General features: G+C 58.3%; 15 protein-coding genes. 5 read left to right on the forward strand and 10 right to left on the reverse strand.

The genetic code is table 11. The features are described from left to right. Positions 1-129 precede the first annotated feature (129 nt). From rbfA to CJU81_RS16940, 5 genes are all read left to right on the forward strand, one after another. Positions 130-531: a 30S ribosome-binding factor RbfA gene (gene rbfA, locus CJU81_RS16920; RefSeq protein WP_016783435.1), complete on the forward strand. Its 402-nt coding sequence runs from the start codon at positions 130-132 to the stop codon at positions 529-531. Positions 532-534: 3 nt separating this feature from the next. Next, on the forward strand, positions 535-1,452 hold the full coding sequence (truB, locus tag CJU81_RS16925; protein ID WP_095018769.1) for a tRNA pseudouridine(55) synthase TruB: 918 nt from the start codon (positions 535-537) through the stop codon (positions 1,450-1,452). 162 nt (positions 1,453-1,614) lie between these two features. Further along, the gene (gene rpsO, locus CJU81_RS16930; protein ID WP_095037552.1) at positions 1,615-1,884 is read left to right on the forward strand and encodes a 30S ribosomal protein S15; all 270 of its coding nucleotides are present in this window, start codon (positions 1,615-1,617) and stop codon (positions 1,882-1,884) included. A gap of 224 nt (positions 1,885-2,108) precedes the next feature. Continuing rightward, positions 2,109-4,214, forward strand: coding sequence for a polyribonucleotide nucleotidyltransferase (gene pnp / locus CJU81_RS16935; RefSeq protein ID WP_095002556.1), 2,106 nt, complete (start codon positions 2,109-2,111; stop codon positions 4,212-4,214). A gap of 288 nt (positions 4,215-4,502) precedes the next feature. Then, positions 4,503-4,856: a BON domain-containing protein gene (locus tag CJU81_RS16940; protein ID WP_016783431.1), complete on the forward strand. Its 354-nt coding sequence runs from the start codon at positions 4,503-4,505 to the stop codon at positions 4,854-4,856. Positions 4,857-5,132: 276 nt separating this feature from the next. On the opposite strand, the gene CJU81_RS16945 is transcribed toward CJU81_RS16940, so the two are convergent. From CJU81_RS16945 to CJU81_RS16990, 10 genes are all read right to left on the reverse strand, one after another. After that, the gene (locus CJU81_RS16945) at positions 5,133-8,048 is read right to left on the reverse strand and encodes a DUF748 domain-containing protein (protein WP_095037553.1); all 2,916 of its coding nucleotides are present in this window, start codon (positions 8,046-8,048) and stop codon (positions 5,133-5,135) included. An 88-nt stretch (positions 8,049-8,136) separates the two neighbouring features. Further along, positions 8,137-9,150, reverse strand: coding sequence for a class I SAM-dependent rRNA methyltransferase (locus CJU81_RS16950; RefSeq protein WP_095037554.1), 1,014 nt, complete (start codon positions 9,148-9,150; stop codon positions 8,137-8,139). 162 nt (positions 9,151-9,312) lie between these two features. Then, on the reverse strand, positions 9,313-10,494 hold the full coding sequence (locus CJU81_RS16955) for an acetyl-CoA C-acetyltransferase (RefSeq protein ID WP_095037555.1): 1,182 nt from the start codon (positions 10,492-10,494) through the stop codon (positions 9,313-9,315). A gap of 157 nt (positions 10,495-10,651) precedes the next feature. After that, complete coding sequence (locus CJU81_RS16960; protein ID WP_095037556.1) at positions 10,652-11,521, reverse strand: oxygenase MpaB family protein; 870 nt, start codon at positions 11,519-11,521, stop codon at positions 10,652-10,654. 52 nt (positions 11,522-11,573) lie between these two features. Continuing rightward, positions 11,574-13,238 carry a glucose-6-phosphate isomerase gene (gene pgi, locus CJU81_RS16965; protein WP_095029807.1) on the reverse strand — a complete coding sequence of 555 codons (1,665 nt, stop codon included), beginning with the start codon at positions 13,236-13,238 and terminating at the stop codon, positions 11,574-11,576. Between the two features lie 265 nt (positions 13,239-13,503). Further along, a complete protein-coding gene (gene panC / locus CJU81_RS16970; protein WP_095037557.1) occupies positions 13,504-14,364 on the reverse strand; it encodes a pantoate--beta-alanine ligase in 861 nt (286 codons plus the stop codon). Then, entirely contained in the window at positions 14,361-15,161 is an 801-nt protein-coding gene (gene panB, locus CJU81_RS16975; RefSeq protein ID WP_095037558.1) for a 3-methyl-2-oxobutanoate hydroxymethyltransferase, read from the reverse strand. Before panB ends, panC begins: the two co-directional genes overlap by 4 nt. Before the next feature lie 222 nt (positions 15,162-15,383). Beyond that, positions 15,384-15,866, reverse strand: a complete 483-nt coding sequence (gene folK / locus CJU81_RS16980) for a 2-amino-4-hydroxy-6-hydroxymethyldihydropteridine diphosphokinase (protein WP_095037559.1) — start codon at positions 15,864-15,866, stop codon at positions 15,384-15,386. Positions 15,867-15,869: 3 nt separating this feature from the next. Next, on the reverse strand, positions 15,870-17,264 hold the full coding sequence (locus CJU81_RS16985; protein ID WP_095037560.1) for a polynucleotide adenylyltransferase PcnB: 1,395 nt from the start codon (positions 17,262-17,264) through the stop codon (positions 15,870-15,872). 733 nt (positions 17,265-17,997) lie between these two features. Continuing rightward, a complete protein-coding gene (locus tag CJU81_RS16990) occupies positions 17,998-19,431 on the reverse strand; it encodes a sigma-54-dependent transcriptional regulator (protein ID WP_095037561.1) in 1,434 nt (477 codons plus the stop codon). Positions 19,432-19,449 lie beyond the last annotated feature (18 nt).

A 19,449-nucleotide genomic window follows, 5' to 3' on the forward strand; every position in this document is an offset into this window, starting at 1 on the left:
CGCGCATGCAAATGCGCAGCGCTCGGCCTGGACTCTAAACGCAACGCCCGGTCCGGCTTCTGTCGTGCCGGGCGTTTGCCGCTTTCAGACCGCATGGGTTTCCCATGGGTGAGTAACAGGTAACAAGACATGGCAAAAGAATATAGCCGTACCCAACGTATTGGCGATCAGATGCAGCGCGAGCTGGCACAGCTGATCCGTCGTGAAGTCAAAGACCCGCGCGTGGGCCTGGTCACCATTACTGCTGTTGAAGTCAGCCGTGACGTCGGTCACGCCAAGATCTTCATCACCGTGATGGGTCAGGACAGCGCTGAAGATATTGCCCAGAGCATCAAGGTGCTGAACTCGGCAGCGGGTTTCCTGCGCATGCAACTGGCGCGTGAAATGAAGCTGCGCAGCGTTCCGCAGTTGCACTTCCACTACGATGAAAGCGTCGTGCGTGGTGCTCATCTGTCCGCCTTGATCGAGCGTGCAGTGGCTGAAGACAATCAGCACCCTGAAACCACTGCTCCCGAAGACACCAAGGAGTAACCGGTGGCTCAGGTCAAGCGTATCCGTCGTAACGTCAGCGGCATCATCCTGCTGGACAAGCCACTTGGGTTCACCTCCAATGCGGCCCTGCAGAAAGTTCGCTGGCTGCTCAATGCCGAGAAGGCAGGGCACACCGGTAGCCTCGATCCATTGGCCAGCGGTGTATTGCCGCTGTGCTTTGGCGAAGCCACCAAGTTTTCGCAATACCTGCTCGATTCCGACAAGGGTTATGAAACCCTGATGCAATTGGGCAAGACCACGACCACGGCAGACGCTGAAGGTGAGGTTTTGCAGACTCGCCCGGTGACCGTTGGTCGCGCCGATATTGAAGCTGTTTTACCCAATTTTCGTGGGCAAATCAGCCAGATACCGCCGATGTACTCTGCGCTCAAGCGAGACGGACAGCCGCTTTACAAGCTGGCTCGTGCAGGCGAAGTGGTGGAGCGTGAACCACGTTCTGTTACTATTACCCGCCTCGAATTACTGGCCAGCGAAGGCGACACTGCGCGCTTGGCCGTCGACTGCACCAAAGGCACCTATATCCGTACCCTTGTGGAAGATATTGGTGAGCAATTGGGGTGCGGTGCATACGTTGCAGAGCTGCGTCGTACACACGCCGGACCTTTCAGCCTGGCCCAGACGGTCACACTGGAAGAGCTGGAAGCGGTACATGCCGAAGGCGGCAATGAAGCGGTTGACCGCTTCCTGATGCCATCGGATAGCGGCCTGCTGGACTGGCCCCTGCTGCACTTCTCGGAAGCCAGCTCGTTCTATTGGCTCAACGGCCAACCGGTACGTGCTCCGGATGCTCCGAAGTTCGGTATGGTGCGAGTACAAGATCACAACGGTCGCTTTATCGGTATCGGTGAAGTGAGCGAAGACGGGCGCATCGCGCCGCGTCGACTGATTCGGTCGGAATGACCGAAACCAGGCTGCATCGGGGTGTAATATTTCCGGCGCAGACTGGAACGAGGGTGGCTGTTATTGGGCACGGTCACATCTCACATTTAAATACGAGGGTTTGTCCTCGGCCCATTGGATCTGTCTTGTTCGCAAGCAGGCCCTAATTGAAAGGAAAGCCAAATGGCACTTACAGTTGAACACAAAGCAGAAATCGTAAAAGACTACCAGCAAGCTGAAGGTGATACTGGTTCTCCAGAAGTGCAGGTTGCACTGCTGACCTTTAACATCAACACGCTGCAAGGTCACTTCAAAGCTAACAGCAAAGATCACCACTCCCGTCGTGGTCTGATCCGCATGGTAAACCAGCGTCGCAAGCTGCTGGACTACCTCAAAGGCAAGAACGTTGAGCGTTACAAAGCGCTGATCGCTCGCCTGGGTCTGCGTCGCTAATAGCGATGTTGCTAGAGGCTGGTTGTCTGTCGCACGTTTGCGGGTTTCCCGCAGGCGTGGGGCAGGCTTCCAGCCTCAAGTTTTATCTGGACCCTCCGGATTCTTACGAAAACTTGCCCCGCAGGCTGTTTTCGTAAGCATCTTGACTCGGGTTAGTACCCGATGTTGCACATGACTTTCGCAAGAAACCCGTTCCCCAAGAGCCACAAAGAAGGTAGGACACCGTGAACCCGGTTATCAAAAAATTTCAGTTCGGTCAGTCGACCGTTACTCTCGAGACTGGCCGTATCGCCCGTCAAGCTTCCGGCGCAGTATTGGTCACCGTTGACGACGACGTCAGCGTGTTGGTGACTGTTGTCGGCTCCAAGCAAGCTGATCCAGGCAAGGGTTTCTTCCCTCTGTCGGTTCACTACCAGGAAAAAACCTACGCCGCGGGTAAAATCCCAGGCGGTTTCTTCAAGCGTGAAGGTCGCCCTTCCGAGAAAGAAACCCTGACGTCGCGTCTGATCGACCGTCCGATCCGTCCGCTGTTCCCAGAAGGTTTCATGAACGAAGTGCAGGTTGTCTGCACCGTTCTGTCCACCAGCAAGAAAACCGATCCGGACGTCGCTGCGATGATCGGTACTTCGGCTGCCCTGGCTATCTCCGGCATTCCTTTCGATGGCCCGATCGGTGCTGCCCGCGTTGCTTACCACGAAAGCACCGGCTACCTGCTGAACCCGACTTACGAGCAACTGGCTGCCTCCAGCCTGGACATGGTCGTTGCCGGTACCTCGGAAGCTGTATTGATGGTTGAATCGGAAGCCAAAGAGCTGACCGAAGACCAGATGCTGGGCGCCGTACTGTTTGCCCACGACGAATTCCAGGTGGTTATCCAGGCTGTCAAAGAGCTGGCTGCCGAAGCTGCCAAACCGACTTGGGACTGGGCTGCTGCCCCGGAAGCAACCGCACTGCTGGGCGCGATCCGTGCCGAGTTCGGCGAAGCGATCTCCCAGGCTTACACCATCACCGTCAAGGCAGACCGTTACGCGCGTCTGGGCGAGTTGAAGGATCAGGTTGTTGCCAAGCTGTCCGGTGAAGAAGGCCAGCCTTCTGCCAGCGAAGTCAAAGCTGCTTTCGGCGAAATCGAATACCGCACCGTTCGCGAAAACATCGTTAACGGCAAGCCGCGTATCGATGGCCGTGACACCAAGACTGTTCGCCCTCTGAACATCGAAGTCGGCGTTCTGCCAAAGACCCACGGTTCTGCTCTGTTCACCCGTGGTGAAACTCAGGCTCTGGTTGTGGCTACTCTGGGTACTGCCCGTGACGCACAACTGCTGGACACCCTGGAAGGCGAGAAAAAAGACCCGTTCATGCTGCACTACAACTTCCCTCCGTTCTCGGTAGGTGAGTGTGGTCGTATGGGTGGCGCTGGTCGTCGCGAAATCGGTCACGGCCGTCTGGCCCGCCGTTCGGTTCAGGCCATGCTGCCTGCTGCTGACGTGTTCCCGTACACCATCCGTGTTGTATCGGAAATCACTGAATCCAACGGTTCCAGCTCGATGGCATCGGTTTGCGGTGCTTCCCTGGCACTGATGGACGCTGGTGTTCCGATGAAGGCACCGGTTGCCGGTATCGCCATGGGTCTGGTTAAGGAAGGCGAGAAATTCGCAGTTCTGACTGACATCCTGGGTGACGAAGACCACTTGGGCGACATGGACTTCAAAGTAGCGGGTACCGCCAAAGGTGTTACCGCGCTGCAGATGGACATCAAGATCAAGGGCATCACCGAAGAAATCATGGAGATCGCACTGGGCCAGGCCCTGGACGCTCGCCTGAACATCTTGGGTCAGATGAACCAGATCATTGCCGTTTCGCGCAATGAGCTGTCGGCCAACGCTCCGACCATGATCGCAATGAAGATCGACACCGACAAAATCCGTGATGTTATCGGTAAAGGCGGCGCGACCATCCGTGCAATCTGTGAAGAAACCAAGGCTTCGATCGACATCGAAGACGACGGCTCGATCAAGATCTTCGGCGAATCCAAAGAAGCAGCAGAAGCGGCGCGTCAGCGCGTTCTGGGCATCACCGCGGAAGCCGAGATCGGCAAGATCTACGTGGGCAAGGTTGAGCGTATCGTCGACTTCGGCGCATTCGTAAACATCCTGCCGGGCAAAGACGGCCTGGTTCACATATCCATGCTGAGCGACGCTCGCGTTGAGAAAGTGACTGACATTCTGAAAGAAGGTCAGGAAGTGGAAGTGCTGGTACTGGACGTGGACAACCGCGGCCGTATCAAGCTGTCCATCAAGGACGTAGCTGCTGCCAAGGCATCGGAAGCTTAATAGCCCCCCGATACCCGCATTGAAAAAAGGATCCTTCGGGATCCTTTTTTTATGGCTAGAGTAAAGTCAGCGCCAAGGGCCATATGCCATGAGCGCAAAGCCGCAACTTGCATGCAGATTTACCTCAAGCCATGCATTTTGCACGAATGCCATAAAACTCAATATTTGTAAGTTGTTGATTTATATAGGTTTATTTGTTTTAAAAAGTTGGCACGTGCCCTGCAATAGTACTGATAACCCTGCTGCTGCAAGACAGCGCAGATTCTAAAGAAGACAGGAGTTACTCGTATGAAGAAGTTCGCTATCGCTGCCGCAACTGCTACCGCTCTGACCCTGACCATGGCCAACGCTGCATTTGCTGCCCAAGCGACTACCCAGGCCCCGATGGTCGTGGCTGCTGGGGAAGTAACCAAAGCCAAGGAAGCTACTTCTGATACCTGGATCACCACCAAGGTCAAAGCTGACCTGGTTACCGAAAAAGGCATTCCGGGTACCGATATCAAGGTAGAAACCAACAAGGGTGTTGTTTCCCTGTCCTCCATGGTGCCGGTGACTTCAGCTCAAAAAGACATCGCAGTGTCCATCGCCAAGAAAATCAAAGGCGTTAAAGCTGTATCGGCTGATGGCCTGAAAGCCGAATAAACCACCCTTTCTCGTAGAACCGGGGGAACAAGGATCAGCAGGTGATTCAAGCAGTACGCCTGCAGACATTGTTGAAAAGGTTCATGCGACGGCCATACGGATGTGGCCATTACAGCCCCCGGCGTTCTGCGCCGGGGGCTGTTCTATTTGGGCTGTATATGTAGTCGCTGACGAGGTACGAGGCTGCGATGGGGTGCGTAGCAGCCCCGCCCTTGTTGTGGTGCCATTAATCGCAGCCTCGTGCCTCGTCAGCGACTACAGGTTTTGCCGGCACGCTTATTCGCTATCCAGATGCAACGGCGAGATCACCCGGCCATCACTTTCAGCTTCACCCAGGGTGGCGTCGATAAAGTACACACGATCGTCCGCCAACCCGCCCTTGTCCACTAGGTAGTCCTTGATGCTGCTGGCCCGGTCCTGACCCAGCTGACGCAACAGCACTTCGCTTTTGCTCCAGAAGTCGATCAGTGCCGCAGTCATCTTGGCAGCGCGTTCATCACGGCTCAGGTCTTTCCATTCTGCGGGCGGTTGCTGTTTGAGACGGGTGCGGTAGATACCTTCAAGTAACGGGCCTTTCTCATCATCCGGCACGGTGAGCAAACCCGCTTTGGCCGGGACTTTGTCACCACGACGTTGAAGGATCTTGTAGTAGTTGTACTGAAACTCGCGTTCAAGACGTTCTTTGGCAATAAGTGGGCCATCGCTGCTCTGTGCGGCCGTACCTTCGATCTCGAGGCGCAGGGCCGGGCGCTCTTTCAGCGCCTGGGCCAGGGTGTTCAGGGCTTTCTGTGCCTGCGGACTCAGCTCGCTTGATCCTGGCGCGAATGACACCGTACCCAGGTCTTCGGCACCACCGCCATTGATCAGCCCGCCAATGAACTTGAAGGGCGCCTGAGCTGCACGCAACACCAGGTTGCGCACGGTCTGCCAGATAATCGGCATCACGCTGAATTGCGGGTTGTTGAGGTCGCCGCTGATCGGCAGCTCGATGGAGATCTTGCCGTCGGTGTCCTTGAGCAAGGCAATTGCCAGCTTGATCGGCAGGTCCACCGCATCCGGGCTGTCGACCTTTTCCCCAAGTTGCAATTGCTCGACCACCAGTTTGTTTTCAGCTTTGAGCTGGCCATTGGTGATCAGGTAATGCAGGTCAAGATTCAGCCGGCCCTTGCGGATGCGGTAGCCGGCGAACTTGCCGGAGTAGGGGGTCAAGGTGGTCAGTTCTACACGCTTGAAGCTGGTGGCGATATCCAGGCTGGCCATCGGGTCGAACGGGTTGACGCTACCCTTGATGGTCACAGGTGCATAACGGTCAACCTTGCCCGCAATATTCACCGGGGCAGGTTTGGGGTTACGGCTATCGATGGTGCCAATTTGCCCGTTGAGCTGTTGCACGGCCGTCTGAAAGTTGGGTGTAAGGCTAAAGTCGGCGAAGTTGGCCGAACCATCATTGATCGCAATCGCGCCGATATGAATGCCCAGCGGCTTGTCTTTGCTGGCCGGGTTTTTGGCAGTGGTACTGCCTGCAGGTTGCGGGATCAGCAGGTCATCGACGTTGGTGGTGCGGTCGTCGTTGATCATGAAGCGCACATAGGGTTTTTCGAAATTGACTGTGGCAATCGACAAGCTATCGCCGTGCTGATACTTCACATCACCCAGCACCAGTTTTTGCCACTTGAGGAAGTCGCGGTTTTTTAGTGTGTCCAGGGTGTGCAACTGTTCGACTTGGGCACGCCCCTCTACGGTAAAGGCCAGCGGCTCGGTACTTTTGAGGTTGACCGCCAGGTCGCTGCCGAGCATGCCGCTGCGCAGTTCAAGGCGGATAAAGGGATCGATATAGGCCTGGGCGATACGCAGGTCGATATCTTTGGTGGTGACTTTGAGCCGGGCGCTGACCGGGCTCAGGTTGACGTCGCCGCTGGCGGTGAGTTTGCCCTGCTTGCCCACGCCGGTGTCGAGGTTGAGGGTAAAAGGCGAGCGGTTGAGGCTGTCGAAGTTTTTCAGGTTCACGTTGAGCGGGCCGACATCCAGCGCCACAGGGGTTTTCGGCTCATTGTCGGCGAGGTGGACGCGATAGTCGCGCAAGTCGACATCCTTGAGCAGCACGGCCCATGGTTTGCTCGGCGCCACGGGGGCTGCTTTCGGTGCTTCGACGGTCACCACTTCGGCGTTTTTGGCAGGCGCTTTTTCGGGCTGGCTGGCAAACAGTTTTTGCCAGTCAAGCTGGCCGTCTTTTTCCCGGGCGGCCCAGGTTTCGAGGTTCTGACTGTTGATCTTGCCGACCACCACTTCCTGTTTGGCCAGATCGACACGGGTGTCGCTGACTTCCAGGCGTTCCAGGCGAACCAGGGGGCGGCCATCTGGCGCATTGATCTTGAGCGGCGCGATGCTGGCCGTGGCGTTGCTCAGCACCATCTCGGTTTCTTTTGACAGGTTAAGGGTGTAGTCGGTGCTGAAATTCAACACGCCGTCTTCAAGCGCCAGCGGCAACGCATCGCGTACATAGGGCCACCAGACCTTCATCTTGCCATCGGTGACCTTCAGTTTGCCGGTCGAGGTAATGGGCACCAGGCTCAGCGTGCCGGTCCAGTCAATACGCCCGCCTGCGGGGCCTGCGGCCACCAGGGTCATGTCGGCGTTGTCATCGGGCAGAGTGCTAAGGTTTTTCAGCTCCAGGTCCATCGAGTCATACAAAAACTCGATGGGTTCGCTTGGGCGCATATCGGTGAAGTGCAGATAGCCGCCTGCCAGCTTGATGTTGTCAATGCGCATCGGGAACGGTTTGCTGTCCGGGTCGGCCGGGGTCGGCTCGCTGGCAGGCAGTTTGAACAGCTGGGTCAGGTTGAGGGTACCGTCCTTGTTGAACAGCAGCTCGGTCTTGGGCTTGTCCAGCTCTACGGCGGCCAGGTGCAGGGCTTTTGTCCACAGGCTGTCGGCTTGCAGATTGGTGTAAAGCCGCTCGAAGCCGACCTGCTCCTTGCCCGGCTCACCGATCCGCAAGCCCCACAGCGTCAGCTCAAGGCTGAAGGGGTTGAACTCCAGCCGGTCGAGCCTGGCGGGCACCGTGGCGTAGTTGGCCAGTTGCTGGTTGATGATGCGCAGGCCAATGCCCGGCAAGATCAGGAAGCCAAGCACGCTGTAAAGTGCGATGGCAATCAGCACGGCGCCAAGGGCGCGGATCAATCCTTTGAGCATGTGGGGCGTCGTCTATAGCAGTCGGAAGTGCCTTGGAGTATGGCACGCGTTTCTGGTTCCGAGACGAACGCCGTATTTGGAGAATGGATTAAAACTGAAGGATCAAGGTTTTCAGCGGCGGCTGCTGGTCCATGGAGGGGAAATCGCTGGCCGGGGTCATGACCTGCCAGTCGCGGACCGGGCGTCCGGCTTTCTCGGCACAACGCAAAACCTGTTCGCGCCAGTCATCCATGCTGACCTTTGCCAGGTTATTGCAGCAGATCAGCACGCCGTCCGGTGCTGTGGTCAATACGGCAGGCTTGAGCAGGCTTTGGTAGTCACGCAGCAGATCGACCGTGCCGAATGCGCTCTTGGCCCAGGCTGGCGGGTCGAGCAACACCAGGTCGTATTCACGCTGATCCATACGCGGGTAAGCGGGCAGCTTGTGGCGGCGCTGGATGATCGGCAAACCGGCCAGTTGGCGGATAGCCGCAAAATAGTCCGATTGCACAAACTTCATCTTTGCCAGTTCAGGGTTCAGCAGGCCGTTTTCGCGGCCAACTGCCAGATTGCCTTCGGCGAAGTCGAGGTTACAGACTTCACTGGCCCCGCCCGCAGCGGCACTCAGGCCCACACCGCAGGTGTAGGAAAACAGATTGAGCACGCTTTTACCGGCACTGTGCTGCTTGACCCAGCCACGGGCATTGCGCAGGTCGAGGAACAGCAGTGGGTCTTGCCCGGCATGGCGGCCGCGCACCCGGTACTTGAGGCCCCATTCGTGACCGACGGTGTCTTGAAGGGCTGCGTCTTCGGCGCGGTACACGGTGTCTTCGCGGTCGATACGCGAGTTGCCCTGGGAGCGGTCGTTGTAGACCAGCAGCAGGTCGAGGCCCAGGTGGCGGTTGATGGCTTCGTGCAGTTGCAGCAAGTCATCGCGCTCAAGGCGTTGATGAAAGCTTTGCACCAGCAGTTGCGGGCCGTAACGGTCGATGGTCAGGCCGCCGGCGCCTTCCTGGCTGCCGTGGAACAGGCGATAACAGTCGGTGCCCTGAGCGTGCAGCTCGGCCAACAAGTCTTTACGGTTATCGAGGGCGGCGCGCAGCGCCTGATTCAAGAAAGACATGCGTTGCGCCTTGGGGGACAGATAAGGCGCGGCAGTTTAGCAGAATAGGATGTACGAAACTTCAGTGTGGGAGCGAGCTTGCTCGCGATTGCATCACCGCAGTGAAGCAGGCAGGCCGCATTGCCGGCATCGCGAGCAAGCCCGCTCCCACAGAGGACGTGGTTACTCGCGCTCGATTGCCAGCGCTACGCCCTGACCACCGCCGATGCACAAGGTGGCCAGGCCTTTTTTGGCGTCGCGCTTGAGCATTTCGTGGAGCAGGGTGACCAGGATACGGCAGCCCGAGGCACCAATCGGGTGGCCAATGGCAATTGCGCCGCCGTTGACGTTGACCTTGCTCGCGTCCCAGTTCAATTCCTGGCCCACGGTCAGCGCTTGCGCGGCGAACGCTTCGTTGGCTTCGATCAGGTCCAGTTGTTGCAGCGTCCAGCCGGCTTTGCTCAGGCAGCGCTGGGTAGCACTGACCGGGCCGATGCCCATGATGGCCGGGTCGACACCGGCATTGGCATAGGCCGCGATTCTGGCCAGTACCGGCAGGCCCAGGGCCTTGGCCTTGGTGGCGCTCATAAGCATCACGGCGGCTGCGCCGTCATTGAGTGAAGAGGCGTTACCCGCGGTGACAGAACCGTCTTTTTTGAATGCAGGACGCAGTTTGGCCAATGACTCGGCCGTAGTCCCGGCGCGCGGTTGCTCGTCGGTGGTGAATGCGATCGGGTCGCCTTTGCGCTGCGGGATCAGGACGGGCGTGATCTCATCGACAAAGCGTCCGGCTTCAATTGCGGCAGTGGCTTTTTGCTGTGAGGCTGCGGCGAAGGCGTCTTGCGCTTCACGGCTGATGCCGTACTTGTCCACAAGGTTCTCAGCGGTGATGCCCATGTGGTAGTCGTTGAATGCATCCCACAGGCCATCGCTGATCATTGTATCGACGACCTGAGCGTGGCCCATGCGCAAACCGGTGCGGGCGCCGGGCATGATGTAATTGGACAGGCTCATGTTTTCCTGGCCACCGGCGATGATCACCTCTGCATCACCGCAACGAATGGCCTGGGCACCCAGGTGCAGGGCCTTGAGGCCCGAGCCGCAGACTTTGTTCAGGGTCAGTGCCGGCACCGCAAAAGGCAGCCCGGCCTTGATTGCCGCCTGGCGGGCAGGGTTTTGCCCGGCACCGGCGGTCAGTACCTGGCCCATGATCACTTCGTCGACCTGGGCGCCATCCAGGCCGGTCTGTGCGAGTAACTGACGAATGACTGCGGCACCCAGTTCTACGGCAGGTACATGGGCCAGCGAACCTTGAAAGCTGCCAACGGCGGTGCGGGTAGCCGCAACGATTACGACGTCTTGCATTACTTGAGTCCTCTTTATTCTTGGAGTGTTGTGCTCGGAATCAGGCGGGCATGGTGGCATAAATCGGTGTTGAGTTCATCGCGGGCAGGCCCGCTCCCACAAGAGCGCCACAGATCCTATGGGAGCGGGCTTGCCCGCGATGGCAGCGCAGCGGTTTTCAGCCAAGCCCCATGCGCCGTCGCGCTCGCTGTACCGAGCCGTTGCGCACGGCCCAACGCAGAATCGGTGCGGTGCTGTTCACCCCGGCCCGTACCAGTTTGCGAACCGTCGGGCCTTGATGCAGGCCCAGCTGGTCGCTGGCCCAGTCGGGCAGCAAGTCGATCCCGGCCTGCATCATCAGTGCGCCAAAAGGTTTGGCCAGCAGGCTGGGAGCAGGGGCGTTGAGCAGCAGGCGAATGACTTCACGGCTGCGCTCATCGCACAGCAATTTCGGGCGGATGCTGTCAAGGTAGTCGGCTACTTGCTGACGTGAGCGCGGTACGTGGGTGGCGCCCAGGCGTTCAGCGATCACGGCGATTTCGTCGTAGTAGCGGTCCTGATCTTGCGCGGATAAATGCGGGTTGCGATAGCGCAGGTGGGCGGCGAGAAAGTTGCTGACTTCGGCCACATGCACCCAGGTCAGCAGTTCGGGATCGCTGGCGGCATAGGGGCGGCCATCGAGGCCGGTGCCGGTAACCTGCAGGTGGATGGTGCGCACCTTGTCGATCAGCCAGTTGGCATCGCCGCTGGCGCCGAAGGTTGTGCCTGAAATGAACTGCCCGGTACGGCGTAGCCGACCCAGCATGTCTTCACGGAAATTGGAGTGGTCCCACACCCCGGCCAGGGCCAGTGGGTGCAAGGCTTGCAGCATCAAGGCGCTGATGCCGCCAATCAGCATGCTGGTGAAATCACCGTGTACCTGCCAACTGATGGAGTCCGGGCCGAACAGGCCGGGGTCGCCCTTGGGGTTTTCGAGGTCGAGCTTGCCGAGGGAAAGCCCGGTCAGGCTCATGATCTGGCGCTCGATGGGGCGGCGGATAAAGTCCATGATGCCTTTCTCGATGGTGCCAGCCAGTCGGTGAAGACTGGCTGGCTATCAATCAACCGCGATGACGACCGCGGAAGTAGTTGATCAGACCTTGGGTCGATGCATCGTCGGCAGGCTCTTCCTGAATGCCGGTCAGGCGGTTGTAGACGCCCTTGCCCAGCTCCTTGCCCAGCTCAACACCCCATTGGTCGAAGGCGTTGATGCCCCAGATCACGCTTTGCACAAAGACCTTGTGCTCGTACAGCGCAACCAGTGCACCCAGGCGACGCGGGCTGATGCGTTCAACCACCAGGGTGTTGCTCGGACGGTTGCCCGGGATCACCTTGTGCGGCGCCAGTTTTTGCACCTCTTCTTCGCTCATGCCCTTGTCGCGCAATTCAGCTTCGGCTTCTTCGCGGGTTTTACCCAGCATCAGCGCCTGGCTTTGCGACAGGCAGTTGGCATACAGCCACTGATGGTGATCTGCCACAGGGTTGAAGCTGACGATCGGCACGATAAAGTCGGCCGGGATCAGTTGGGTGCCCTGGTGCAGCAATTGGTGATACGCATGCTGACCGTTGCAGCCCACGCCGCCCCAGATCACCGGGCCAGTATCGGTTGACACCGGAGTACCGTCCTGGCGCACGCTCTTGCCGTTGGATTCCATGTCCAGCTGTTGCAAGTGCTTGGTGATGTTGCGCAGGTAGTGGTCGTACGGCAGGATCGCGTGGCTTTGCGCGCCCCAGAAGTTGCCATACCACACGCCCAGTGCGGCCATGAGTACCGGCATGTTCTGTTCGAACGGCGCGGTCTGGAAGTGCTGGTCCATGCTGTAGGCGCCGGACAGCAGCTCTTTGAAGTTGGACATGCCGATGGCCAGGGCAATTGGCAAGCCGATGGCCGACCACAGCGAGTAACGACCGCCGACCCAGTCCCACATCGGGAAGATGTTCTCTTCACGAATGCCGAATGCCACGGCTGCCGCATTGTTGCTCGATACGGCGATAAAGTGGCGATGCAACTCAGCTTCGGAACCGCCCTGGGCCAGGTACCAGGCGCGTGCCGCCTGGGCGTTTTTCAGGGTTTCGAGGGTGTTGAACGACTTGGACGAAACAATAAACAGCGTGGTTTCAGCGCGCAGTTTTGCGGTCAGTTCATGGAACTCACTGCCGTCGATGTTCGCCAGGTAATGGCAGCGCACACCTTTTTGCGCGTAGGACAGCAACGCTTCAGAAACCAGCTCAGGGCCGAGGAACGAGCCGCCGATGCCGATGTTGACGATATCGGTGATTGGCTTCTCGGTGTAGCCGCGCCACAGACCGTCGTGAATCCGGCCGACCAGCTCGGTCATCTGGTTCAGGACTTTATGCACCTCGGGCATGATGTTCACGCCGTTGACCGACAGTTTGTCGGCCACCGGGCGACGCAGCGCGGTGTGCAGGGCCGGGCGACCTTCGGAGGCGTTGACGATTTCGCCGCCGAACAGCGACTTGATCGCGCCTTTGAGGTCAACCTCATTGGCGAGGTCGACCAGCAAGTCGCGGGTTTCGCTGGTGATCAGGTTTTTCGAGTAGTCCAGAAACAGCCCGCAGCTACTCAGGGTGAATTCTTCAAAACGCTTCGGGTTGCTGTTGAACGCATCGCGCATGCTGAAGTTCTGCATGCCGGCGCGGTGAAGTTTCAACGCCTGCCAGGCGGGCAGGGCGGTAACGTCGTGAGGGGTGCGGTAGTACGCCATCGCTGCGGATATCCTTTTTGCTTGAACTGCCTTTGGACACTGAAAACACCTACGCCTGCTTTTTATTGTTCAGGCGTTCGGTCGGTCTGATTCTGCACGTTAACTGAAAGCAGGGCGATTACAGTAACCTTCGCGCCTGCTTCTGTCTTGGCTTTGTCTGACACCGAGAAGTAACTTTTGTCACAGTTACGTCACAGCAGGTGAAACGTTTCAGTGTTTCTTCTTGAAGTGCGGGTCATTCCGCGGTTCCGCACAGGCGACTCTGTCAGAGCGCGCTGTCGAGATTCAGATGTACGTTGTCGATCAAACGGGTGGCGCCCAGGAAGGCAGCCACCAGAATCACGATATCGCGATCGCTGGCCTGTGCCGGGAGCAGGGTTTGCCCCTGGCGTACTTCCAGGTAGTCCGGGCGAAAGCCGAGGGCTTCGATTTGCGCCAGATGCTGGCGCACCAGTGCCGGGTAATCGCGCTCACCGGCTTCGATGGCGCGCGCCATTTCACTCAGGTGACGGTACAGGGCTGGCGCCAGGGCTCGCTGCTCTTCGCTCAGGTAACCATTGCGCGAAGACAGGGCCAGGCCGTCTTCGGCGCGTACGGTGGGTTCGCTGATGATCTGGATCGGGAAATTGAGGTCGTTGACCATCGCGCGAATGACTGCCAACTGCTGGTAGTCCTTTTGCCCGAAGATCGCCAGGTCGGGCTGAACCATGTTGAACAGCTTGCTGACCACGGTTGTCACGCCATCAAAATGCCCCGGGCGACGGCTGCCGCACAGTTCATTGCTCAATTTGGCAGCAGTAACGCGCGTCAGCCCCTCCATGCCGTTGGGGTACATCTCTTCAACGGTCGGGGCAAACAGCAAGTCGCAGCCTGCCTGCAGGAGTCTTTCCTGATCGGCTGCCAGGGTACGCGGGTAGGTATCGAGGTCTTCGTTGGCGCCAAATTGCAGCGGGTTGACGAAAATGCTCGCCACCACAAAGTCGGCCTGTTGCGCGGCGGTGGTTACCAGCGCGCCATGGCCACTGTGCAGATTGCCCATGGTTGGAACCAGTGCTATCTGTTTGCCTTCACGGCGTGCGCGGGCGATGACGGCGCGCAGTTCGCGAACGGTTTTAACTGTGTTCATGCAGAGAATCCGTGTTCGGTAGCAGGAAAGCTGACGGCTTTGACTTCGGTGACGTAGGCGCGCAGGGCGGACTGGATGTCAGGCTGGCCGGTCATGAAGTTCTTCACGAACTTGGGCACGCGGCCAGTCAGCGAAAGGCCCAGCATGTCGTGCAGTACCAGGACCTGGCCGTCGGTGTCGCTGCCGGCGCCAATGCCGATAACCGGGATTTTGACTGCGTGGGTGATTTCTTTGGCCAGTTCGCTCGGCACGCATTCCAGCAGCAGCATGGCAGCGCCAGCCTGCTCCAGGGCAATAGCGTCGGCGCGCATCTGCCGGGCCTGGTTCTCGTTGCGCCCTTGTACCTTGTAACCGCCCAGCACATTCACGGTCTGTGGGGTCAGGCCCATGTGCGCGCACACGGGAATGCCGCGTTCGGTCATTGCCCGAATCGATTCGGCAAGCCATACGGCGCCTTCGACCTTGACCATGTGGGCACCGGCCTTCATCAGTAAGGCGCTGTTGTTCAGGCTTTGTTCCAGAGTCGCGTTGGCCATGAAGGCCATGTCCGCGAGGATCAAGGCGTCCTGGTTACCGCGTTTGACGCAGGCCACGTGGTAGGCCATGTCGGCGGTCGTCACAGGCAATGTGCTGTCATGCCCTTGGAGAACCATGCCCAGGGAGTCGCCTACCAGCAGCACTTCAACACCGGCTTGATTGCAGGCGTGGGCGAAGGTGGCGTCATAGCACGTCAGCATGGTGATTTTATCACCTTTCTGCTTAAGGCTTTGCAGGGTGGTCAGGGTAATAGCTGGCATGAAAAGGATCCTCGTCAGGCAGTGTGATAACCACTGCGAGTAACGCGTGTGATTCATCGTTATGAACAGGCACACCTTTATAGAGGGTGCTTATAAAGCCTGCTTTTCACATTGCACCATCCGGTGGATGGCAGCGGGATGCCTATAGTCGTGACGAGGGCTCTGGAAGTCAATTCCGGGTGTTACCGTGAGAGTGTTACCCGGGTATTGATTCGTTTCAGCTTACGATGCGATGCGCTCAAGGCCGATGAATAGGCAGTCGCTCAGCAATTGCGCGAGCGTGCGGCCATCAGCGAGTTCAAGCGATGCCGGCGCCAGTTCGGCCAGCGGGTAAAGCACAAAAGGCCGGGCGTGCATGTGGTAATGCGGGACTTTGAGGCGAGGCTCGTCGATCAGGCGATCGCCGAACAGCAGGATATCCAGGTCCAGGGTGCGTGGGCCCCAACGCTCCAGGCGCTCGCGTCCCTGGTCCAGTTCGATGGCCTGCAGGGCATCGAGCAGGTCAAGCGGCGCCAGCGAGCTGTCGATGGCCGCTACGGCATTGGTGTAGCGCGGCTGGCCGGGCAGCAGCGAGTCGCTTTGATAGAACGCCGAAACCCCGACAAATCGGGACTCAGGCAATTGCGTCAGGGCCTCTACGGCACTGCGCAACTGATCTGCCGGGTCAGCCAGATTGCTGCCCATTCCAATGTAGACACGTTCCATCGCTTACTCGTCCGTTGCGGCACTACGTTTGCGCTTGGCACCGCCGGTGCGGCGACGTTTGCGCGGTGCAGGGCCGGTACCGTCATCCTTGGCGTTGCTCAGGTCGCGGATCATCTCGCGGCGGACGCTGTCATTGGCGTCCTGATAATCGGTCCACCACTCGCCCAGGCCGTTGGTCTGCTCGCCTGCGCTTTCACGCAATAGCAAGAAGTCATACCCGGCACGGAAACGCGGGTTGTCGAGCAACATATCGGCACGCTTGCCACTGCGACGTGGCAGGCGCTCCTGCATGTCCCAGATCTCGCGGATCGGCATGGTGAAACGCTTGGGAATGGCAATACGCTGGCATTGCTCGGCGATCAGTTCATGGGCGGCTTCCTGCATGGCAGGAATTGGCGGCATGCCTTGATCTTGCAGGCGCAATACCCGTGCAGGCAACGCGGGCCACAACAGGGCTGCAAACAGGAAGGCCGGGGTCACCGGTTTACCCTGTTTGATGCGCAGATCAGTATTGCGTAGGGCTTCGCTGATCAGGGTGTGGGTGTACGTCGGGTTGTGCTCCAGTGCTTCGGCGCTGGCCGGGAACAGAGGGTCGAACAACTCGAGGTCAACCAGCATTTCGAAGGTGTCTGAAGCGTTACCCGAGAGGAACAGCTTGAGGACTTCTTCGAACAGGCGCGCCGAAGGGATTTCGCGCAGCATTGGCGCCAGTTCGCGAATCGGTTCGGCGGTGTGCTTTTCGATGCCAAAGTTGAGCTTGGCGGCAAAACGCACGGCGCGCAGCATGCGCACCGGATCTTCCTGGTAGCGTTGTTGCGGGTCGCCAATCAGACGCAGCAAGCGGTTGCGGATATCGTGTACGCCATTGGCGTAATCGAGGATGCGCTCGCTGACCGGGTCGTAGTACAGGGCGTTGATCGTGAAGTCACGACGCTGGGCGTCTTCTTCAAGAGTGCCGTAGACGTTGTCGCGCAAGATGCGCCCGCTTTCGTTACGCGAGGACTGGTTGCTGTCTTCCTCTTCGTCGTTTTGCGGGTGATTGGCACGGAAGGTCGCGACTTCAATGATTTCGCGGCCAAAGTGGATATGCACCAACTTGAAACGACGACCGATGATTCGCGCATTGCGAAACTCGGCGCGCACTTGCTCGGGCGTGGCGCTGGTGGCGACGTCAAAGTCTTTTGGCGTGATATTGAGCAGCATGTCGCGTACGCAACCGCCAACCAGATAGGCCTGGTAACCGGCGTTCTGCAGGCGTTCGACGATATTGACCGCGTAGCGGCTGAACTGGGCACGTTGCAGCGAGTGTTGGCTGCTGTTGAGCACTTCAGGGGTGCTGCGCAGTTGTTGCGTACGACGCTTGGGAGAACGGAATGACTGGAACAGCTTCTTCAGCATGGGATGCACTGTTTGAAGGAATGTTCGGCCAAAACGAAGAATGACCGCATGATGGGCGGGGATTCTAGCATTTAGTCAGGGGATGGTGTAGGACGCTTAGCCGCTCTTGCGAGTGAAGCTGCAAGCTGCAAGCAAAAATAGCTGCAAGAGGTGCGGTTTAGAGGGGGAGGTGGATTTGTTAAATCGCACAAACCACAAGGGGAGCCGAAGCTCCCCCAGAATTAGTTGCGTGCTCTATTTTTATTATTGATTGCGGGCTTTTTGTTTTTGTTAATCGCCCTGGTTGCATAGGTCTTGCCTGTACAACCCTCCCAATCGGGAGATAAGAGCAAACGGATTGCTTTGGTCGCTGCGTTGATGTGATCAATGATCCAACCAGTTCAGGCTCTGCTTTAAGTGCAGTTTTTGTTGTTCTCTGCCTGGTCGCGGGGCAAGCCCCATTTACAACACCTCTCCAAAACAATCAGTTAGCTGCGCCTCCGCCGTGTTGTTCTTGTTATGCGTGAGCCGATACGTCTTATTTTTATTGTGTGCTGCTGTGATTCTTATTGTTCTTGTACGAATACATATTGCAGGGTGCGTGCCAACTTTTGCGTGGCCCAGCAAAATAAGGGGTTTTCAGGGTTCTTGCCTTTTTCTGGGCAAAAAAAAGCCGGGTCATCGTTACCGTAAGACCCGGCTTTTGTTACGTGATTTAACAGCGGTAACAGTTATTTACACCTGATGTTGTTACCTAACCTTCGCTTGGCACGCCGGTTTTGCGTCGCGGGATTCCCAGACGCTGGCGTCGCTCCCACAAGCATTTGCGGCTGACCCCCAGTTTTCGAGCCAGTTCGGTCTCGGTCATATGGTCCTGATGCTCAAGGACGAAGTGCTGGAAGTAGTCTTCCAGCGACAGGTCCTCGGTCGGATCAAGGCTGGTGTTACCGTTACTGATGCCCTGCTGCGGGGCCAGGCCGATGAAGTCATCGTCTTGCAGGTCGCTCAGTTCAATATCGATACCCAGCAATTCGGCCGAGATTTCCGGGCTTTCACACAGGATCACCGCGCGTTCCACTGCGTTTTCCAGTTCGCGCACGTTACCCGGCCATGAGTAATGACTGATTGCCCGTTCGGCATCGGGGGCGAATTTCAAGTCAGTGCGGCCAATGCGGGCACTTTGGCGGGCAAGAAAAGCGTTGGCGATTTCGTTGACGTCAGCGCCACGTTCACGCAGCGCAGGCAGCTTGAGCGCGATAACGTGCAGGCGGTAGTACAAGTCTTCGCGGAACTGACCGACCTTGGCCAGGCTTTTCAGGTCTCGGTGGGTCGCGGCAATCAGGCGGACATCGACCTTTTGCGACTGCACCGAGCCTACGCGGCGAATCTCGCCTTCCTGCAGTACCCGTAGCAGGCGGGCTTGGGCTTCAAGCGGCAGTTCACCGATTTCATCGAGGAACAGCGTGCCGCCATCGGCCGCTTCAACCAGGCCGGCCCGGCCCGCGCTGGCGCCGGTGAACGCGCCTTTTTCGTGGCCGAACAGTTCGGATTCGATCAGGGACTCGGGGATGGCCGCACAGTTGACCGAAATCATGGGTGCCTTGGCGCGTCGGGATAGGTTGTGCAGGGCGCGGGCGACCAGCTCTTTACCTGTGCCGGATTCACCCTGGATCAGTACATTGGAGTCAGTGGGCGCTACTTTGCGGATCTTGTTGTACATGTCCAGCATCGGCGGACAGGAACCGATGATGCCGATTTCACCGTTGCTGTTATCCACCGTGCTTTTGTCAGCGATGCCTGCTTTGGCAGGGCGTTCGGCCGGCACGCTCTGGGTGTTTTGCCGATCACGCAGAATGCGCGCCACCGCTTGCAGCATTTCGTCGTGATCAAAGGGTTTGGCGATGTAGTCCACCGCGCCCATTTTCATTGAGTCCACGGCCGAGCGCAGGCTGGCATAGCTGGTCATGATCAGTACCGGCTTGCCCTGGCCAAGCTTGATCAGCTCGGTACCCGGAGCGCCGGGCAGGCGCAGGTCACTGACAATCAAGTCAAACGACGGGATGCTGAAGCGCTCCTGGGCTTCCTGCACCGAGCCAGCCTCGCTGACCTGATACTGATTGCGCTCCAGTAAACGGCGTAGCGCGGAGCGGATGATGGTTTCATCTTCGACGATCAAAATATGCGGCATTGATTCGGTTCTCTCGAC

The organism is Pseudomonas fragi (assembly GCF_002269505.1).
GTDB classification, from domain to species: domain Bacteria; phylum Pseudomonadota; class Gammaproteobacteria; order Pseudomonadales; family Pseudomonadaceae; genus Aquipseudomonas; species Aquipseudomonas fragi_D.

Coding starts and splice junctions, on each gene's coding strand:
- rbfA (WP_016783435.1), top strand. CDS start 130: ATGGCAAAAGAATATAGCCGTACCCAACGTATTGGCGATCAGATGCAG.
- rpsO (WP_095037552.1), top strand. CDS start 1,615: ATGGCACTTACAGTTGAACACAAAGCAGAAATCGTAAAAGACTACCAG.
- CJU81_RS16940 (WP_016783431.1), top strand. CDS start 4,503: ATGAAGAAGTTCGCTATCGCTGCCGCAACTGCTACCGCTCTGACCCTG.
- CJU81_RS16945 (WP_095037553.1), bottom strand. CDS start 8,048: ATGCTCAAAGGATTGATCCGCGCCCTTGGCGCCGTGCTGATTGCCATC.
- CJU81_RS16950 (WP_095037554.1), bottom strand. CDS start 9,150: ATGTCTTTCTTGAATCAGGCGCTGCGCGCCGCCCTCGATAACCGTAAA.
- CJU81_RS16955 (WP_095037555.1), bottom strand. CDS start 10,494: ATGCAAGACGTCGTAATCGTTGCGGCTACCCGCACCGCCGTTGGCAGC.
- CJU81_RS16960 (WP_095037556.1), bottom strand. CDS start 11,521: ATGGACTTTATCCGCCGCCCCATCGAGCGCCAGATCATGAGCCTGACC.
- pgi (WP_095029807.1), bottom strand. CDS start 13,238: ATGGCGTACTACCGCACCCCTCACGACGTTACCGCCCTGCCCGCCTGG.
- panC (WP_095037557.1), bottom strand. CDS start 14,364: ATGAACACAGTTAAAACCGTTCGCGAACTGCGCGCCGTCATCGCCCGC.
- panB (WP_095037558.1), bottom strand. CDS start 15,161: ATGCCAGCTATTACCCTGACCACCCTGCAAAGCCTTAAGCAGAAAGGT.
- folK (WP_095037559.1), bottom strand. CDS start 15,866: ATGGAACGTGTCTACATTGGAATGGGCAGCAATCTGGCTGACCCGGCA.
- CJU81_RS16985 (WP_095037560.1), bottom strand. CDS start 17,264: ATGCTGAAGAAGCTGTTCCAGTCATTCCGTTCTCCCAAGCGTCGTACG.
- CJU81_RS16990 (WP_095037561.1), bottom strand. CDS start 19,431: ATGCCGCATATTTTGATCGTCGAAGATGAAACCATCATCCGCTCCGCG.